Source organism: Flagellimonas eckloniae, assembly GCF_001413955.1.
Lineage (GTDB): Bacteria > Bacteroidota > Bacteroidia > Flavobacteriales > Flavobacteriaceae > Flagellimonas > Flagellimonas eckloniae.
Genome location: NZ_LCTZ01000002.1, coordinates 1670763 through 1690174, shown reverse-complemented (window position 1 = coordinate 1690174; position 19412 = coordinate 1670763). Strand labels below are relative to the sequence as shown.

Below are 19412 nucleotides of genomic sequence, written 5' to 3'. Positions count from 1 at the left end.
GGAGGTTAGAAGAATGTTAAATTAAAACAGGACCCCATCATTATTTTGTATATTTAAGAAGGATAACCCTTTAAAAGCAAGCAAATTGAAAAAAAATCATCATTTTTTTATGCTTCTTCTAATGTTGATACCATTTTTGGTTTCTGCGCAGAGTTTTGTTTTGCCCAAAAATCAAAAATCCCAAAAAATAAAATTTCAGCTTCTTAACAACCTCATCCTAATTCCTGTCGAGGTTAACGGTGCTGAATTGACCTTTGTTCTGGATTCTGGAGTAAGCAGGCCCATTCTTTTTAATATTTCTGATAGAGATTCACTTCTGATAAACAATGTTCAGGAGATCACGATTAGAGGATTGGGAGGTGGTGAACCCATGGCAGCCTTAAGTTCAAAAGGAAATACGTTTAAATTGGGAAGTGCAAGGAATTACAACCAAGATCTTTATGTGGTTTTGGATAAAGAAATTAATTTTTCAACCTCATTGGGCATGCCTGTTCATGGTATTTTAGGTTATGATCTGTTTAGGGATTTTGTTATTGAGGTTAATTATGGTTCCCGGAATATTAGACTTCATAACCCTGACTTATATAAAGATTCAAGCCCAAAAAAGTCTCAAACACTTCCAATTTCGATTGAGAAAAGAAAAGCTTATATCGAAGGTACTGTGTTAATGGAAGATGCTGATAATGTCCCCGTTAAATTGTTGGTCGATACAGGAAGTAGTGATGCTCTCTGGCTTTTTCATCAACCTGAAAAGGGATTGGATATTCCCGAGAAACATTACGAAGATTATCTCGGTCGGGGTTTAAGTGGTGATGTTTTTGGAAAGCGTACAAAAGTCAGTGGAATTAGAATAGGCGACTTTGAACTTAAGGATGCAAAAACTGCTTTTCCATATAGGGAATCTTTTGGGTTTATTAAATTCTTAGGTGATCGTAATGGAAGTGTGGGAGGGGAAATTCTAAAACGCTTCAATATTATTTTTGATTACCCACGTGGACAAGTAACACTTAAGAAAAACGGGAATTTTTCAACCCCGTTTCAATATAATTTAGCCGGTATAGATATTCAGCACAATGGTCTTAGGTACATTGCTGAGAGTATAGCAGGCCCTAACGGCGTTGTTAAAAATAATGATGATCCGTTTGGCAATGTTCAGATTTTATTGGAAAACAAAACAAGATTGAGTTTGGTTCCCGAAATCATTGTTTCAGGTATTCGTTCGGGGAGCCCAGCGGCTGAGGCCGGACTGCGAGAAGGAGATGTAATATTGGCGGTAAACGGAAAAAGAATCCATACCTATAAGCTTCAAGAAGTTCTAAAAATGTTGAACCAAAAAGAAGGAAAACGCATTCGGGTTTTGATTGAACGCTACAACCGGGATTTATTATTCTCTTTTGTATTGAAGAAAGTGTTTTGAGCCAAAAAAAGTAAAAAGCCCCGCAAACATTGTTTGCGGGGCTTTTTTATGTAATAATTCTTTATTTCTTTACTTGGCTCCTTCAGCTTTAACAGTTCCCTTTATTTTAAGAACCTTTGTTGGAGTATCAGCATTGGAGGTGACCGTTATAGCTTTTCTAATAGGCCCAACTCTTTTGGTATCATATTTAACCTGAATCTCACCAGTTTTTCCTGGTAAAATTGGATCTTCCGGCTTTTTTGGAATAGTACATCCACAGCTGGATTTTACAGCGCTTATTACCAACGGAACACTTCCTGTGTTGGTAAACTCAAAAACTCTGACACCATCGCTACCTTTTTCAATTTCACCGTAGTCAATGGTTTCACTTTTAAATTCAATCTTTGCTGCAGACTCCTGGGCATAAACGCCTAAAGATAGAAGTCCAACGAACAACATGAGTACAGTTTTTTTCATCATTTTTAGTTTTGGGTGAATTTCAAAAGTAAATGTTTTCACACCTGCATCCAAAATTCTTTTGTTATGTAATAACGTTACTTATTTTTGTTTCGTATTTCCAGATTGGCTCTCAGCCGGAGAATAGTCATAAATTAACATTTTGTCTCTCCTTCAAAAACCCAATCTGAATCAAAAAAGACAAAAACTATACCGAAAAATGGAAATCCCATCAAAATATGACCCTATCAGGGTAGAACAACAATGGTATTCATACTGGATGAAGCATGATTTTTTTAGCTCAAAGCCAGATGATAGAGAGCCTTATACTATTGTAATCCCCCCTCCCAATGTCACAGGAGTATTGCATATGGGGCATATGCTCAACAATACTATACAGGATGTACTCATACGTAGGGCAAGGCTTATGGGCAAAAATGCATGTTGGGTGCCGGGTTCCGACCATGCTGCAATAGCCACAGAAGCTAAAGTAGTTGCTAAATTGAAGGCAGATGGGATTGAAAAATCTGATTTAACACGAGAGGAATTTTTAAAACATGTTTGGGACTGGACCCACGAATATGGAGGTGTTATTTTCAAACAATTGGAAAAACTTGGTTGTTCGTTGGATTGGAACCGTAAAAAGTTCACCATGGATGACGATATGTCAGCCTCTGTTATCAAGGTTTTTGTTGATTTATATGAAAAAGGATTGATTTACAGGGGGTACCGAATGGTAAATTGGGACCCAGAAGCCAAAACCACCTTATCTGATGAAGAAGTAATCTATGAAGAAAAACAGGGGGCTTTGTACTATTTGGAGTATAAAATTGAAGGTTCGGATGAAAAAGTAACCATTGCCACCACTAGACCTGAGACAATTTTAGGAGACACCGCTATCTGCATCAACCCAAATGATGAAAGGTATCACCATTTAAGGGGCAAAAAGGCCATTGTGCCTATCTGCAACCGAGTTATACCCATTATTGAGGACGAATATGTTGATATTGAATTTGGAACAGGCTGCTTAAAAGTTACCCCAGCTCACGATGAAAACGACAAAAACCTTGGCGATAAACATGATCTGGAGGTAGTAGATATATTTAATGAAGATGCTACCTTAAATTCCTATGGTCTTCATTACCAAGGAAAAGACCGTTTTGTGGTTAGAAAGGAAATAGCAAAAGAACTTGAAGAACAGGGCTTTTTAGTAAAAACAGAGCAACATACCAACAAAGTTGGTACTTCTGAGCGCACTAAGGCAGTAATTGAACCTCGCTTATCCGATCAATGGTTTTTGAAAATGGAAGATTTGGCCAAACCTGCGATTGATGGTGTGTTAAAGACGGGAGATATAAAACTATATCCCAAAAAGTTTGAAAATACCTATAGGCATTGGATGGAAAACATCCGTGACTGGAACATTTCCCGTCAGTTATGGTGGGGACAACAGATTCCTGCTTACTACTACGGTGACGGCAAAAATGATTTTGTTGTCGCAGAAACCAAGGAACAAGCCTTGGAAAAAGCAAAAATTAAGAATCCAAAAATTAATGAGTCAGATTTGCGTCAAGACTCAGACGTGGTAGATACATGGTTTTCATCATGGCTCTGGCCAATAAGTGTTTTTGGTGGAATTTTGGCTCCTGATAACGATGAGGTAAATTATTATTATCCAACCAGTGATTTGGTTACAGGTCCGGATATTTTGTTTTTCTGGGTGGCAAGAATGATTATTTCTGGCTATGAATATAGAGGCAAGCGACCCTTTGAAAATGTATATTTTACGGGACTAGTGCGTGATAAACAGCGACGCAAAATGTCAAAACAATTAGGGAATTCGCCTGATGCACTCAAACTCATGGAAGATTTTGGGGCAGATGGGGTCCGAGTTGGACTTTTGTTGAGTTCAGCGGCCGGAAACGACCTAATGTTTGATGAAGCCTTATGTCAGCAGGGGAAAAACTTTGCAAATAAGATTTGGAATGCCTTTAGATTGATAAAGGGTTGGGAAGTTGCAGATTTCCCGCAACAAGAAGCTGCTAAAATTGGAATTGATTGGTATACGGCCAAGTTTAACCAAACCTTGTCCGAAATTGAAGATCACTTTTCCAAATATCGTATTTCAGACGCCCTAATGGCTATTTATAAGCTGGTTTGGGATGATTTCTGCTCATGGCTATTGGAAATTGTTAAACCTGCCTATCAAAAACCCATTGACAAAATTACTTTTGATGCGGTTATTCATTTGTTTGAGGAAAATTTGAAACTCCTCCATCCCTTTATGCCATTTTTGACGGAAGAAGTTTGGCAACATATTGCTAAACGGACCCCAGAGGAGGCTTTGATTATTTCCAATTGGCCAAAAGAGTCTGATTTTGATAATCAACTGATCTCAGATTTTGATTTTGCTTCCGAGGTAATTTCCGGTATACGTACAATTCGGAAAAAGAAAAATATCCCACAAAAAGAAAGCTTGGAACTTTCTCTCGTAAATAGCGAGAATGCTAGCGATATAATGAATGCTATAATCACTAAACTGGGCAACATTTCTCAAATGGAAACAATTAACGCAAGTTTAGATGGAGCACTAAGTTTTCGTGTAAAAAGCAATGAATATTTCATTCCAATAAACGGAGCAATCGATGTTGAGGCTGAGATTACAAAAATTACTGAAGAACTAAATTATACTAGAGGTTTTTTACTGTCCGTACAGAAAAAATTGAGCAACGAACGTTTTGTCAGTAATGCACCGGAACAAGTAGTTGCCATGGAAAAGAAGAAAGCTTCAGATGCAGAGGCCAAAATTGAAACCTTGCAAAAAAGTTTGGCTAGTCTTGAGTAGTTTATACCTTTAGGTAATTTCCTTTTTAAAGACAGTACAGCCATGAAAAAACTAAAAAAGACAGATATAAAGCAAGAGATTTTTGATTTATACGATGATTACGCCCATAACAAGATGCAAAGGCGTGAGTTTATGGAAAAATTGTCCCTATATGCGGTTGGTGGTGTCACCATTGCTTCCCTCATGAGTTTTTTAATGCCAAATTATGTGGATACTATGTTGGTTAACCCCAATGACCCAAATTTGGATTCAGGTTACATCGACTATGAATCTCCTAAAGGTGGAGGTGCCATAAAGGGCTTATTGTCAAAACCCAAGGAGACAACAAAGAAAATGGGTGGAATTGTGGTAGTACATGAAAATAGAGGACTAAACCCATATATTGAGGATACCGCGCGAAGAGCAGCACTTGAAGGATTTATTACGTTGGCCCCTGATGCCTTATCTCCTTTAGGTGGCTACCCTGGAAATGATGATGAAGGCAGAACCATGCAAAGACAACGGGATAGGAACGAAATGCTTGAAGATTTTATAGCAGCTTATCAATACCTAAAAAACCATGAAGACTGTAACGGCAAAATAGGTGTAGTAGGGTTTTGTTTTGGTGGGTGGATTTCGAACATGATGGCAGTGAAAGTAAAGGATTTAGCGGCTTCAGTTCCATTTTATGGAGGACAACCAACGGAGGATATTGATAAAATCAACGCACCTTTACTGCTTCAATTTGCCGGATTGGACAAAAGAGTAAATGCCGGGTGGCCGGCATTTGAAGAAGCTTTAAAAGCAAATGGAAAGGAATTCCAAGCTTTTACCTATCCAAATGTGAACCATGGGTTCCACAATACAACTACTCCCCGATATGACAAAGAGGCCGCAGAATTGGCTTGGAAACGAACCATCGATTTTTTCAAAAAGCACTTAACATAGCTAAAGCTGTACAAAACAGCCAAAAAATGATGTTTATAATTATATTTGAGACATCAATTTTTCTAAATGTCCAATTACCCAAAGCGTAATATTTCCGCAACTGGAATTATAGAGTTTTCCAATTTAAAGATTACTGAACCTTCTGATTATGCTGCTGGTGTTCCTGGAATAAAAGCTGCTTTGGAACATGTAAGTAAGGAAGCGGGGCTATTCAGGTCGCTAAGAACCCTTTCCCAGATGAACCAAAAGGAAGGGTTTGATTGTCCTGGATGCGCTTGGCCAGACCCTAAAAAACCCTCTAAATTGGGAGAATACTGCGAGAATGGTGCTAAAGCAATTGCCGAGGAAACTACGTATGAACGGGTGAACCGAGATTTTTTTAAAAAATATTCTGTTGAAGAAATTTCCAACTGGACAGATTACCAAATAGGAAAAAGCGGTAGAATTACCGAGCCTTTTGTTTTAAGACCAGGATCAATCCATTATGAACCTATTTCATGGCTTGAAGCCTTAGAAATTACTTCGGAACATCTACACAATTTAGCTTCTCCCGATGAAGCCATTTTCTATACCTCTGGGCGTTCTAGCAATGAAGCTGCTTTTCTATATGGCCTTTTTGCACGTGCCTTTGGCACCAATAACATGCCGGATTGTTCAAATATGTGCCATGAATCCAGTGGGGTAGGGCTTTCAGAAACTTTGGGTATTGGCAAAGGTTCTGTTATATTGGAAGACTTTCCCGAAGCAGAGGTTGTAATGGTAATTGGTCAAAACCCAGGTACCAATCACCCTAGAATGTTATCTGCTTTACAAAAATGCAAAGAAAATGGAGGTAAGATCATTACAATTAATCCACTTTCTGAAAGTGGATTGAACAGATTTAAAAATCCACAACAGATTAGTGGGATTTTGGGCTCTGGAACCATCCTTACCGATATTTTTCTTCAGGTGAAAATAAATCAAGATGTTCCCTTGTTAAAGTTGATTATGAAACGTTTGGCAAAACGACATAAAAATGGAGAAAAGGTATTCGATACTGAATTTATCTCTGCCAAAACTAGTGGATATCAAGAACTGTTGGATGATTTAGAGCATCAGAATGAAAATAAATTACTTGAATTATCTGGAGTAAGTTCTACGATGATCGATAGTGCGGTCGATGTATTGGCAAAAAAATCAAAAATTATCATTTGCTGGGCTATGGGACTTACCCAGCACAAAAATGGAGTTGAGAATATTAAGGAATGTGTAAATCTATTATTGCTCAAAGGAAGTATTGGAAAAAAAGGATCAGGAACCTGTCCTGTACGAGGACATAGTAATGTACAGGGAGATAGGAGCGTAGGAATTATGCATCATGTTTCAGAACCGCTGAACAAATCTATTGAACAGGTATTTGGTTTTAAACCTTCGGTAAAGGAAGGTTTGGACACAGTACATGCCATTAAAGCAATGCATGATGGAAAAGCCAAGGTTTTTGTGGCATTGGGCGGAAACTTTGTTTCTGCGGCCTCCGATACTGAATACACTTCAGAAGCACTTCAAAGCTGTGATTTAACGGTTTCGATTAGCACAAAGTTGAACCGTACACATCTCACAGCGGGTAAAATGGCACTAATTTTACCTACTTTGGGCAGAACAGAAAAGGATAAGGAAAATTTTGTGACTGTTGAAAACAGTATGGGTAAGGTGCATCAAAGTATGGGAAGGATGGAACCGGCCAGTGAAAATTTAAAGAGCGAACCTGAGATTGTTGCGAGCATTGCAAGTCATTACTTTAAAGAGAGTTCCGAAATTGATTGGAAAGCCCTAGGAAGTAATTATGACTTGGTTAGAGAGAAAATTTCCCAAGTATTTCAAGAATATCAGGATTATTCTAAAAAATCTAAAGGTTCTGGGTTTTACTTGCCGAACAATGCTCGGGAAGCTGATTTTTCAAAATTGCCTGGAGGAAAAGCACAATTTTCAATCTGTAAACTTCCGGAACATAATTTAAAACCTAATGAGTTTATTTTGATGACGGTACGCAGTCACGATCAATTCAATACCACTATTTATGGAATGAATGACAGATATCGAGGTGTTCATGGAGAGCGAAGGGTGGTTTTTATGAACCCGAAGGATATGGAAAATATGCATTTAAAATCCGAACAAGTAGTGGATTTGACCAGTTTTTATAAAGGAAAGGAACGCAGGGCAGAAAAGTTTAAGGTAATTCCATACAATATTCCTTCTGGAAACTTATGTGCCTATTTTCCGGAAACCAACATTTTGGTTCCTATTGGTTTGTATGCGGACAAAAGCAATACTCCAGTTAGTAAATCAATCATTGTTCAAATAGAACAACCTAAACAGTAGAATTCTAGGGAATATATTTTACCTATTCTGAAGAGAAGAATACAATTGCAAAGTTGACTTCTTAGGATTTCTTGATTTCCTTATCAACCAATTCTACATAGGATTTCATAGCTTGTTTAATGCTTATGTTTTGCGCTTGAATCATGGCGTTTGCCTTAAAAGCATTGATAAGTGGTGTTTTACTCCCAGGATTTCCAAAATTTCTGTTTGCTACTTTATAATAGGCGTACAGTTTTAGCAAAAGATCAGCTGGAAGAGGTTCTTTATAACTGTTTACATAAGCTACCGCCTCCTCAAACTTTTTATGTAATGCTTTACTAGTCATCCTTTTTTCTAAGAGCTGCAATGCAAGTCTTGGCTCCAACCACTTTTTGGCCCAGTTTTACGGCAATATCACAATCTAATGGTAATAACAAATCTACTCTAGAACCAAATTTAATAAACCCAGCGTCTTGTCCTTGGGTCACTTGTTCGCCTTCCTCCGCATAATTTACGATGCGGCGTGCTAGTGCACCCGCAATTTGTCTGTATCCAATTTCTCCAAATTTGGGAGTGTGGAGAACAACTGTGGTGCGTTCATTTTCTGTACTTGATTTTGGGTGCCAAGCCACCAAATATTTTCCTGGATGATATTTTGAGTAGGTAACCGTACCACTGGCCGCATAGCGCGTAACATGGACGTTCAAAGGAGACATAAATATGGAAACTTGTCGGCGTTTGCCCTTGAAATATTCAGGTTCTTCCACCTCTTCAATAACAACAACTTTACCATCTACCGGAGCAAGTATTTCATTAAAACTTGGGGTGATGGGTCTTTTTGGGTTTCTAAAGAATTGTAATATTAAAATCAATACTATCAGGGCCGCAATTTGAACAGCTATTCTCAGCCACTCAATGTTGATGAAATGTTGAGCGGAAAATAAAATGGCAACCACAATAAGAAAAGTGACAATTATAATTTTTTGACCCTCTTTATGAAACATAGGAAAATATATTTAAAACTAAATATGCAAATGGTGCGGCAAACACAAGACTATCCAAACGATCCCAAATTCCACCATGCCCTGGTAATATGGCTCCACTATCCTTTACCCCGGCTGCACGCTTAAATTTAGATTCCAACAAATCGCCTAAACCTCCTGCAATAACAATAACTGTAGCAAGAATTAACCATTCGTTTAAGGTTAGACTAGGCTCATATTTTGATAAAATATATGCTGCTATCCATGCAAAAATAAGACCTCCTAAAGAACCTTCAATGGTTTTTTTTGGAGAAACTGCAGGATAAAGTTTTGTACGACCCAGAGTTCTGCCAACCAAATAGGCAAAAGTATCGGTTACCCAGATTAAAATAAATATGCCCATTATTAAAAACTTGGCAAAATTATTTTGTTTGTAGGGAATCATGGTTAAAAAGATACATCCCCCACCTATATAAAAAACAGCTACAATAAATTTCTGAAAATCAGTGAGTTTTTCATTTTTTTTGGTGAACAAAAAAGCAAGCAATGCCAAATCCACTGTTATGGTCAATAACATTAGAATGGTAATTAGGGTGGTGTCATGGATTAAATAGATAAATGCCCACCAAAGCGCCAAATACGCAATAAAGATGTAATAGCCCTTTAGCTGCACAATCCTCTTAAATTCATAAAGACAAGCGAGTCCAAATGCCATAAAAAGAAAATCAAAAGCATCTGAGTTTAAAAAAACGGTTCCCATTAGGAGCACCACATAGATAACCCCTGTAATAGAGCGCCTTAGAATTTCTTTCATGCCATTAGTAGTCTTCTAGCAGTAAAAGATATACATTTTTTGAAGCACTTCCGTAGGAAAGGAAATCATTTTTGTTTTCTGGAGTGGGTTCAAAGTGCTTGAGCGTGGTAATATTGTTAGGAATATTTTTCTTATATTTTTCTTTAATGATTCTCAAAGCCTCACTTATTGAATCTACTAACTGACTTGTCGTGGCAAATACAATTAGATTGGAGGGGAGTTCATCAAGTTTTTTTTCCTTGATTTGATTTGAACACACTAAAATAGAGCCATTATGGGCCACTAAATGCTCGCAGGTAGTAAAGAAAATATCGCTTTCTTTTCGGTTTGTGGTAAACTGAATTTTTTCAGAAGAAAACCGACTTTGTAATCGTTGGTCAAGTGTATAAAAAAAATGACTTTGCCAATCGTTTTCAGAAATTATGCTTTGTAATGCATCGGAAACTTCGAGCTCATTTTCGCAATAAATGAACTTGCCTCCATTTTTCTTGAAGTAGATTGTGAATTTTTCATCCACGGGAATCTTTAAATTGGGCATATAATCCCCACGTGTTTCCACGGTTTCCTTGGAAACTTTTTTACCACCTCCAAAAAGCTTATCAAAAACTCCCATTTATGGTATCAAGGGCATTTATTTAAATTGACATTAATCTAGAAGAATAGACTACTCGGTTGGCTCCAATTCTTCTTTTTCGAAAGGTCTTTTTCCAAAAATCTTTTCTAAATCATCCTTAAAGATAACTTCTTTTTCTAAAAGTCTATCTGCCAACTCCTTTAGTTTATCCTTATTGTCAGCCAACAGTTTAATAGCCCGCTGATATTGTTCCTCTATCATTTTTGATATTTCCTCGTCAATTTTCTGGGCTGTTTCCTCACTATAAGGCTTAGTGAACCCATATTCATTGTTTCCAGAGGAATCATAATATGTAATATTCCCCAACTCTTCATTAAGACCGTAAATGGTAACCATAGCCCTCGCTTGTTTTGTCACCTTTTCCAAATCACTTAATGCACCTGTGGATATTTTATCGAAAATAACCCGTTCCGCTGCTCTTCCTCCCATAGTTGCACACATTTCATCCAGCATTTGTTCTGGACGGACAATTAAGCGTTCCTCCGGTAAATACCAAGCTGCGCCAAGAGACTGTCCCCTAGGTACAATGGTTACTTTTACCAAGGGTGCGGCATGCTCCAACATCCAACTTACAGTTGCATGACCAGCTTCATGATATGCAATGGTTTTTTTCTCTTCTACAGTTATTATTTTATTTTTCTTCTCAAGGCCTCCTACAATTCGATCTACAGCATCCAAGAAATCTTGCTTATTTACCGCTTTCTTTTCCTTACGGGCTGCAATTAAAGCCGCTTCGTTACAAACATTTGCAATATCCGCTCCAGAGAAACCAGGCGTTTGTTTGGCAAGAAAATCCAAATCGAGGGTTTCTGCGGTTTTTATGGGACGTAGGTGAACTTCAAAAATCTCTTTTCTTTCCCTTATGTCCGGAAGGTCAACATAAATTTGACGATCAAAACGACCTGCCCGCATCAATGCCTTGTCCAATACATCTGCGCGGTTGGTGGCGGCAAGTACAATAACATTGGTGTTTGTGCCAAAACCGTCCATTTCTGTCAGTAGTTGATTCAGTGTGTTTTCACGTTCATCATTGGAACCTGTGAAGTTATTTTTCCCTCTTGCTCGACCTATCGCATCGATTTCATCAATGAAAATAATTGCAGGGGATTTATCCTTTGCTTGTTTAAAAAGGTCACGAACCCTTGAAGCACCTACACCAACAAACATTTCCACAAAGTCTGAGCCTGATAGCGAGAAAAAAGGAACTTTAGCCTCTCCTGCCACTGCTTTGGCCAAAAGGGTTTTACCGGTTCCAGGAGGTCCTACTAATAAGGCTCCTTTGGGTATTTTTCCTCCTAAAGAAGTGTATTTATCCGGGTGCTTAAGGAATTCTACAATTTCTTGAACCTCTTCTTTTGCTCCTTCAAGTCCTGCAACATCTTTGAATGAAGTTCTGGTATCTGTTTTTTCATCAAAGAGTTTTGCTTTTGACTTTCCTATATTGAAAATCTGACCTCCAGCACCACCGCCGGCACCACCAGACATTCTTCGCATCAGATAAATCCAAATACCTATAATCAATGCAAATGGAAGTAGTGAGAGCAATAACTCTCCTAAAACGTTTGATTCTGTATCAAAATCAACAATTGTATCAAGATTGTTTTCTTTTTTGATGCTTTTTATTTCGTCCTCAAAATTTTGAAGGTCCCCATAGTCTAAAATGTACTGTGGAATTTTTCCTGCAGAAAAATTAAAAGGTTTCTCCGAAACATTTTTGTGTACATCTTTTTGAAGTGCTTCTTCAGTCAAGAATACCTTTGCCTGTCTTGCATTCGTTATAATCAAGATTTCGGAAATGTCTCCATTTCTTAAATACTCTTGTAGTTCCGAGGTCGTGGTTTTTTCTGTGCTGGAGAAACTATTCCCTCCAAAAAATTGAAAACCGATAATTAATGCGATTACCACACCGTAAATCCACCAAGAACTAAAACGAGGTTTCTTAGGAGTATTAGAATTGTTGTTGTCTTTTGCCATTTTTTTTAAGAATTGTAGCTGCTCTCCACCATTGTTACTTTAGCGTCACCCCAAAGCCCCTCTATGTCGTAGAATTCCCTAATGTGTTTTTGAAATACATGAACAACAACATTTACATAGTCCATCAAAATCCATTCTGCATTTTCAGAACCTTCAACATGCCAAGGTTTGTCGTGTATGGCTTTGCTGACGGTTTTTTGAATAGATGAAACAATTGCGTTAACATGTGTATTGGAAGTACCATTGCAGATAATAAAGTAGTCGCAAACTGTATTTTCAATCTCCCTAAGATCAAGAAGATTTATATCATCTCCCTTAACTTCTTCAATTCCATGTAATATTAAGGCAATCAGTTCATCTGCGCTAGCTTTCGTTTTCTGCATTCAAATATTTTAGTTTCTACAAAGTTATATTTTTTTTGTTTTCTTAGCCCTAGTTTTTAACATAACATTGGACGCACCACTTTGGGAGAACTAACACAAATAATCAAACTTGATGCCACGGACTCAACAAACCTCTATTTAAAGGGTTTATTACTTTCTCAGGAATTGGAAGATTATACCACGGTTGTTGCCAAAAAACAACGTAAGGGTAGGGGGCAAATGGGCACCGAATGGCAGTCTTATGACGGTAAGAACTTGACCTTTAGTATTTTGAAAAAGTTTGAGTCTTTGCAAGTCGCACATCAATTTAACCTAAACATATGTGTTTCCTTGGCTGTTTTTGATGTTTTAAAGCAGCTGGGCATACCTGATTTAAGGGTGAAATGGCCCAACGACATTATGTCAGGTTCATCTAAAGTGTGTGGTATTTTAATTGAAAATACCCTTAAAGGTAAATTGATTCAAAATTCAATTATTGGAATTGGGTTGAATGTGAACCAGATTTCATTTGAAAACCTGCAAAAAGTAGCTTCGTTAAAATCCCTAACTGGAAAACAATTTTATTTGGATGAGCTTTTACAGGAAATTTTGAAAAAGTTAAAATCCCGATTTGTAGGTGTCGAAGCAAAAACTGTGACCCAAATGTTGCCGGAATATCATGAACAATTGTTCCGAAAAGATAGGCCTTCAACTTTTAAAGATGGGAAAACCCAGGTTTTTATGGGCTTTATCCGTGAGGTCTCACCTTCAGGAAAACTCATCCTAGAACTTGAGGATAAGGTTTTAAAAGAGTATGGATTAAAGGAAGTGACCTTACTCTATTAACTTATTTTATCCATGTTTGAGGAAAGTGTTTCCATGAAGTTGGTGATCGGTGTTTTAATCATCATGGCCATCATTGCATTGAATTCTCCTTCAAAACTCAAGACCACACTACTTTCATCAGCTCCTAAATTGCTAATATTTGCGGTAAGCGTAAAGGGTAATTTATCGCTTGCGGCACCTAAAACTACTTTTTCATGCGCAAACTGCTCCTTTAATCGTAGCACAAGTTCTGGCATACCTTTTAAAGCAAACCTGAATGTTTTTTCATCCAAAACCTCAAACTTGTCTATATTATCCGGCATAAGGATTTTAAAGTTTTTGATGTCAGTCAAGAAATCAAATACTACTTTATCACTTTTGGCAACTTTCTTTTCTGGGATTTCAATATGCATGGTATAGATTTATTTCCATTGCTTTGGATTTGACTTCCATTGCAATAGGGTTTGTAGATGTGATTCTTTTATATAGTTTGTTTCAGAGGCTTGTTCAATTAGGTGGTCATAGTCAGACAGCGTATGTAACTCTATATTTTCCTTGGTGAAATTATCCGATGCAACTGAAAATCCATAAGTGAAAATAGCTATCATCCCCTTTACATTAGCCTGTTGGGCCTTTAAGGCTTTAACCGCATTTAAACTGCTCTTACCTGTGCTTATTAAATCTTCAATAACAACAACATTTTGTCCTGATTCCAAATATCCTTCAATCTGGTTTTGTCTTCCATGGGACTTCGGTTCTGGCCTAACATAAATAAAAGGGAGTCCTAATGCTTCTGCTACCAAAATTCCAATTCCTATGGCGCCTGTAGCAACCCCTGCGATAACATCTGGTTTTCCATATAGGGTTTCTACTTGTTTTGCCATTTCCTCCCGAACAAAATTTCGTATTTCGGGATAGGAAAGCATAACTCTGTTGTCACAATAAATAGGAGATTTCCAACCAGAAGCCCATGTAAAAGGATTTTCGGGTTCCAACTTAATTGCATTAATTTGTAATAGAAGTTCGGCTGTTTTTTTGGCAGTGTCCTTGTTTAAAACCATTGCGCAAATGTATAAAGTTTTTGTTAATGAGTCTCTACTGATTTTAACAAATGAGCTCCAAGACAATACTAATGGTAATCTCTTTTCATTGGATGGTGACTCTATACTGATGGCTATAGATTCGTTGGCAAAAGGAAGACTGTCTGAGGCATACATTTATCACCCCGATGAAGAGAAAATGCTGGATGTCTTTATGCATAAAATCCCTGTTGTTGTTGCTGGAGGAGGATTTGTGACCAACCCTAAAGGAAAGGTTTTGTTTATTTATAGAAATGATAAATGGGATTTGCCAAAGGGCAAGGTAGATAAAGGGGAATCTATTGAGAAAGCAGCGATAAGGGAGGTTGAGGAAGAAACAGGTGTTCGAGACCTTCAGATTGAAAAGTTTCTACGCACGACTTATCACGTTTTTAAAAGGAATGGGGAGTACAGATTAAAACAAGTACATTGGTTTGCCATGTATACCACCTATTCTGGAAAGCTTGTAGGACAAAAAGATGAAGGAATTATGAAGGTGAAATGGAAGGGACCCAAAAAAATTAAAAAGGCTTTGGAAAACTCCTATTTCAATATTAGAATTTTGTTTGAAAATAGACCTATTTCTGATCAACAATAGCCTCCGCTTTGCTTCCCTTTTCAATTCTATATATAGGATATCTAAGATAGGATTCTTCCCTATGCTTGGAACGTTGATAGATCCAATCCAATTGGGCATACCAGTCTGCTGAAAAATCAGGATCAAACTCTTTTTTGGCGATGAAGTTATTTCGAAGTATTGAATCGTTTTTAAGCATATCATATGCAACATCCTCAAAAACATAAGGTGAAAACCCTTCTTTTTGTTGAAGTACGGTATCAAAGAAATTCCAATTGAAGAAAGAATCTTCTGCTTGGGGTTCCAGGGTTTCCAATATATATCGAATTCCATATTGATTGGTTGGTACCACAACATCACCTGGTCTAAACGCAACCTTTAATTCAGTTTGTTCAACTCTTGTATAGAAATGAGGATAATGTCCTTCATAGGGGTCTTTTCTGGTGTTATAGTCCAATATTTTGTAGGACGCAACTCCAAAGACCGTATCCTCTTCTATCTCAAAATATTGAATATGGTTTGCTTTTAGCCTGTCTATTATATTTTGCCAGCTTTGCTTTATGACATATGCGGCCGGGACCGCAATGGTATCTGCCGGAAAAAAATAATTATGGTACACAACTTCTTTTGTAAAGGGCTTCTCTCTGTCGTATTTTAATCTGGAAAGCCCAGTTACCTCACTAGAAATTAGATTAGCTTCAAACCCTTTAAAATTTAGTTTTGAGGTTCGGGTTGTATCCACCTGCCAATTAAAGTAATACTGCGATAATTCGGAATATTGATTTAATGTTTCTTTTCGTAGTTTTTTTAAGTTGGAATGTTCTTTTTCAACAATGTTAATCATGCTTTCCATAAGAGCATATGTGCCTCTTACTCTTTTCTTATACGGTTTTAGCATATGTGTTTCAACCATTAATCCCAATGTGCCCCAAAGTGTTGTGTAACCGGTTGAATATCTTGGGTGGTCCATAAATTGTTTAAAACCCAATTCAGGAGGTCTATTAAAAACATTCACATATGGGGTTATGTCCCAATCCTTATCCTGCAATGATTTTTCCATTTTGGGCATAAATTCCTTATGAAGATAGTTGCCGAGTTTTCCACCTAATTTATTGTGCTGTGTAAACAAATGGGTTAAAGTATATTGATAATCGGCTCCGTTGCTTACGTGGTTGTCAATAAAAACATCAGGCTTTATCAAATGAAAGATTTGTGTAAAGGTTTTTGCGTTTTTGGAGTCCATTTTTATGAAATCCCGATTCAGGTCATAATTCAATGCATTTCCCCTAAAACCGTATTCCAAAGGGCCATTTTGATTTGCCCTTGTAGTTGAGTTCCTATTCAAGGCACCACCAATATTATAAATGGGGATGGTAGCCAAAATAGTATTTTCGGGGTGGAGTATTTTTTTGGTGGCCAAATCCCGATATAGTAGCATTGTGGCATCAATGCCATCACTCTCACCTGGGTGAATGCCATTGTTAATCAGTACAATTGCTTTTTCTTGTCTTACATGTTCAAAATTAAAATCTCCATCGGGATTGAATGTCACTATGTGAAGCGGGTAACCACTATCCGTCTCTCCAATGGTCTGGATATTGATTTCCGGAAAATCTTTGGCAAGTCTTATGTAAAAATCAATGGTTTCTTGGTAAGTGGCAGTCTCTTTGCCATCCGCGGTTTCATAAAATGTTTGATATGAGGAAGCCTTATCTTCTGTTTGAGTCTCACAGGATAGGTAAAGCAACATTAATATCAAAAAAAGTAAGTGCTTCAATGTTGTTTAATGTTAGTTGAAAATTCACTAAAAGGAAAACTCTTATCAGCAAAAATAGCGAATTAAGTATTTATGATGCCAAATTGACATCTGTCGCTTCAATTTTATAGATAGGTTTGTTTCTAAAATTTAGATGATGAATGGAGTTGAGCCTGAAATGATTCCATTTTTGATAATCTGATGGATCAATTGAAGAGGTAATTACATTGATGATAACCTTCTCCTCAATGTTTAGGTTTAGCAATTCTTCCAAGAACTCCCAGCCATCCATAATTGGCATATTTATATCTAAAAATATTACTTCAGGTATTCCGTCTCCATATTCTATTCTTCCCTTTAGGTCATCCAAAGCCATTTTCCCATTTTCAAATGCTTTGATATCATTGCATTCTACTTTTAGCTTAAGCATTTTTTTTATGCCAAAGATTGCAATTGGGTCATCATCAATGATATATAGACTATTTATTTTCTTCATTAAAATAGACATTAAACGTAGTGCCCTTGCCCACTTCGCTATTAATAGTTATGCTGCCGCCCATGGCCTCTATCTGGTTTTTAATAATATATAGCCCAAGACCCCTAGCATCTTTTTTGTTATGAAAGGTTTTGTACATTCCAAAGATTTTACCTCCATACTTGTTTAAATCTATCCCCAATCCATTATCTTCAACACTTAATACAACACTATTGTCCTGTTTTTTTGCTCTTAATGTAATTAGGGGATTTCGTTTTGGACTACGATATTTTACAGCGTTGGTAACCAAATTAAGTATAATACTTTCCAGATAGGCAGGAACACTCAAAACAGATAGTTTATTTGGAACATGGTTTACAAACTCAACTTTATTTTTTTCCAGGAAGGCAGCAAGGTTTTGTTGTACCTTAAGAATATTTTCTTTAAGGTTTAAGGGTTTTTTATCAATGTTGACATTTGTACTTATGGCCACAACGTCATTTAAGTTTTCTAAAGTGTCCAATAGATTATCTGAAGCATGAGTCAACATTGTCATGATTCGATCTTTCTCTTTTTCTTCTTTTTCATGAATAAGAAAATCCAGAAGCATGGAAAAGTTGGCAGTATGCGACCTTAAATTATGGGAAACAATATGTGCAAAATTTGTTAGTTTTTTATTTTGGATTGCAGTAATATTTATAAGATTTCGTAACTCATCTTCCTTTTCCTTTATATGGGTAATGTCCATGCTCATACCTATAAGGCCATATGCTTCTCCATTGGAATTGATAAGAGGTATTTTAGAGGTCAAGAAATTGGTAGAGCTACCATCTTTTTTAATGTTAATGGTTTCCACACCTACCATAGGTTTAAGCGACCGCATTACCTCAAGGTCCTCATCTCTTGAAATTTGGGCAATTTTCTTGTCGTAAAGGTCAAAATCTGATTTTCCTATGATGTTCTTGGCAGTTGTTCCTATGTAGTCACATTCGGTTTTGTTTACCAATATTTTTCGAGACTCCTTGTCTTTGATATAGACATTTATGGGAAGATTATCGATCAAGGTACTTAGTAATTGTTCACTTTCTTTTGTTTTTTTCTCAGCAATGACCTGATCATTGATATCTTGGAAAGTTCCTATAATTTTAACGATTTTACCATTTTTCTTCATCGCTTTTCCACCTGCTTCTACCCATTTTTCTTCACCCTTTGCTGTTATTAATATTAAACGTTGATTATAAGGTGTGCCATCTTCCAATATTCTATGGAAAAGCATTGAAACTTTATTTCTGCTGTAACCTTGTTTATAAAACTCTATACCTTGACTTACCGTTGGCACAAAAGATTTTGGAACTTCATGTATTTTTTTGGTTTGCTCGGACCAACTGAGTTTTTGTGAAATTAAATCGTACTCCCAACTGCCTACTTTGGCAACTTCGGATTTAGCTTTTAGCAGAATTTTAGTCCTCTTTAACTCAAGTTCTTTTTCTATTCGTTTGCTTATATTCTCCGATTGTAAAATAGTACCTACTACGTTTTCTTTTTCATCAAACCAAGGTGTTAAAATACTTTCGTACCATGTTTCATCTTCCTTGGTGACCTTTACATGTTGAATTTTTTTCCTCTTATTTGAGTCTAAATATTCTTTCAGTTTTGTTTTGGTGAGTTGTTCGTGGTCAGTAAAAACATTTAGAATGCTTTTTCCTGACAACTCCTCCCATTTGAAATTAAAAAGGTGCAACCAAGAGTCTGAAGCATCTACTATAGAATAGTTTTTATCAACAAAGGCGGTTGCCTTTGGAAGTTGTTTAAGAATATAGTTTTGGGGAACAGTTTCAATAGATTTCAATGTGTAAGCTTGATTTGGGGGTTAATCAAATATCAGAATTTTCTTACTAAAATATTAGTATTATCCCCTAGAATTCACAAATTGTTGTGAACGGGTCGAAATCTGTTGTTTCTACCATAAATG

The 19412-nt window shown here is 36.9% G+C and carries 18 protein-coding genes; 6 read left to right on the top strand and 12 right to left on the bottom strand.

Annotated features, from left to right (window positions below; genetic code table 11):
- The first annotated feature begins 85 nt into the window (after window positions 1-85).
- Window positions 86-1417, top strand: a complete 1332-nt coding sequence (locus AAY42_RS07250; protein WP_313777877.1) for an aspartyl protease family protein — start codon at window positions 86-88, stop codon at window positions 1415-1417.
- A 69-nt stretch (window positions 1418-1486) separates the two neighbouring features.
- Here AAY42_RS07250 and AAY42_RS07245 read toward each other — a convergent pair whose 3' ends face one another.
- Entirely contained in the window at window positions 1487-1876 is a 390-nt protein-coding gene (locus tag AAY42_RS07245; protein WP_082433353.1) for a DUF1573 domain-containing protein, read from the bottom strand.
- Window positions 1877-2072: 196 nt separating this feature from the next.
- Between AAY42_RS07245 and AAY42_RS07240 the strand changes: the two genes are divergently transcribed.
- From AAY42_RS07240 to AAY42_RS07230, 3 genes are all read left to right on the top strand, one after another.
- A complete protein-coding gene (locus tag AAY42_RS07240) occupies window positions 2073-4697 on the top strand; it encodes a valine--tRNA ligase (RefSeq protein ID WP_055393739.1) in 2625 nt (874 codons plus the stop codon).
- A 42-nt stretch (window positions 4698-4739) separates the two neighbouring features.
- Entirely contained in the window at window positions 4740-5624 is an 885-nt protein-coding gene (locus AAY42_RS07235) for a dienelactone hydrolase family protein (protein ID WP_055393737.1), read from the top strand.
- A 66-nt stretch (window positions 5625-5690) separates the two neighbouring features.
- Window positions 5691-7982 (top strand): FdhF/YdeP family oxidoreductase, encoded by a 2292-nt coding sequence (locus AAY42_RS07230; RefSeq protein ID WP_055393735.1) that lies wholly within the window; start codon window positions 5691-5693, stop codon window positions 7980-7982.
- Between the two features lie 61 nt (window positions 7983-8043).
- Here the strand turns inward: AAY42_RS07230 and AAY42_RS07225 are convergent, their stop codons facing one another.
- The 6 genes from AAY42_RS07225 to rsfS are packed head-to-tail and all read right to left on the bottom strand — an operon-like array spanning window position 8044 to window position 12749.
- Window positions 8044-8307, bottom strand: coding sequence for an acyl-CoA-binding protein (locus AAY42_RS07225; protein WP_055393733.1), 264 nt, complete (start codon window positions 8305-8307; stop codon window positions 8044-8046).
- On the bottom strand, window positions 8300-8965 hold the full coding sequence (locus AAY42_RS07220; RefSeq protein ID WP_055393732.1) for a phosphatidylserine decarboxylase family protein: 666 nt from the start codon (window positions 8963-8965) through the stop codon (window positions 8300-8302). The genes AAY42_RS07225 and AAY42_RS07220 overlap by 8 nt, the downstream gene beginning before the upstream one ends.
- Window positions 8955-9758, bottom strand: coding sequence for a phosphatidate cytidylyltransferase (locus AAY42_RS07215; RefSeq protein ID WP_055393730.1), 804 nt, complete (start codon window positions 9756-9758; stop codon window positions 8955-8957). Before AAY42_RS07215 ends, AAY42_RS07220 begins: the two co-directional genes overlap by 11 nt.
- 4 nt (window positions 9759-9762) lie before the next feature.
- Window positions 9763-10371 (bottom strand): LUD domain-containing protein, encoded by a 609-nt coding sequence (locus tag AAY42_RS07210; RefSeq protein WP_055393728.1) that lies wholly within the window; start codon window positions 10369-10371, stop codon window positions 9763-9765.
- Window positions 10372-10422: 51 nt separating this feature from the next.
- Window positions 10423-12366 carry an ATP-dependent zinc metalloprotease FtsH gene (gene ftsH / locus AAY42_RS07205; protein ID WP_055393726.1) on the bottom strand — a complete coding sequence of 648 codons (1944 nt, stop codon included), beginning with the start codon at window positions 12364-12366 and terminating at the stop codon, window positions 10423-10425.
- 5 nt (window positions 12367-12371) lie between these two features.
- Window positions 12372-12749: a ribosome silencing factor gene (gene rsfS / locus AAY42_RS07200; RefSeq protein ID WP_055393724.1), complete on the bottom strand. Its 378-nt coding sequence runs from the start codon at window positions 12747-12749 to the stop codon at window positions 12372-12374.
- A gap of 81 nt (window positions 12750-12830) precedes the next feature.
- Between rsfS and AAY42_RS07195 the strand changes: the two genes are divergently transcribed.
- On the top strand, window positions 12831-13574 hold the full coding sequence (locus tag AAY42_RS07195; protein WP_055393722.1) for a biotin--[acetyl-CoA-carboxylase] ligase: 744 nt from the start codon (window positions 12831-12833) through the stop codon (window positions 13572-13574).
- Here AAY42_RS07195 and AAY42_RS07190 read toward each other — a convergent pair.
- A complete protein-coding gene (locus AAY42_RS07190) occupies window positions 13571-13966 on the bottom strand; it encodes a hypothetical protein (RefSeq protein ID WP_055393721.1) in 396 nt (131 codons plus the stop codon). The genes AAY42_RS07195 and AAY42_RS07190 overlap by 4 nt on opposite strands.
- 9 nt (window positions 13967-13975) lie before the next feature.
- Window positions 13976-14614 (bottom strand): orotate phosphoribosyltransferase, encoded by a 639-nt coding sequence (gene pyrE / locus AAY42_RS07185; protein WP_055393720.1) that lies wholly within the window; start codon window positions 14612-14614, stop codon window positions 13976-13978.
- Window positions 14615-14621: 7 nt separating this feature from the next.
- On the opposite strand from pyrE, the gene AAY42_RS07180 reads away from it, so the two are divergent.
- Entirely contained in the window at window positions 14622-15230 is a 609-nt protein-coding gene (locus AAY42_RS07180) for an NUDIX hydrolase (RefSeq protein ID WP_055397762.1), read from the top strand.
- Here AAY42_RS07180 and AAY42_RS07175 read toward each other — a convergent pair.
- The 3 genes from AAY42_RS07175 to AAY42_RS07165 all read right to left on the bottom strand — a co-directional run bounded on the left by AAY42_RS07175 (window position 15211) and on the right by AAY42_RS07165 (window position 19289).
- Window positions 15211-16986 (bottom strand): M14 family metallopeptidase, encoded by a 1776-nt coding sequence (locus tag AAY42_RS07175; RefSeq protein WP_055393717.1) that lies wholly within the window; start codon window positions 16984-16986, stop codon window positions 15211-15213. The two genes, AAY42_RS07180 and AAY42_RS07175, sit on opposite strands and share 20 nt — an antisense overlap.
- A 70-nt stretch (window positions 16987-17056) precedes the next feature.
- A complete protein-coding gene (locus AAY42_RS07170; protein ID WP_245625600.1) occupies window positions 17057-17461 on the bottom strand; it encodes a response regulator in 405 nt (134 codons plus the stop codon).
- Entirely contained in the window at window positions 17445-19289 is a 1845-nt protein-coding gene (locus AAY42_RS07165) for a PAS domain-containing sensor histidine kinase (protein ID WP_055393713.1), read from the bottom strand. The genes AAY42_RS07170 and AAY42_RS07165 overlap by 17 nt, the downstream gene beginning before the upstream one ends.
- Window positions 19290-19412: the final 123 nt, after the last annotated feature.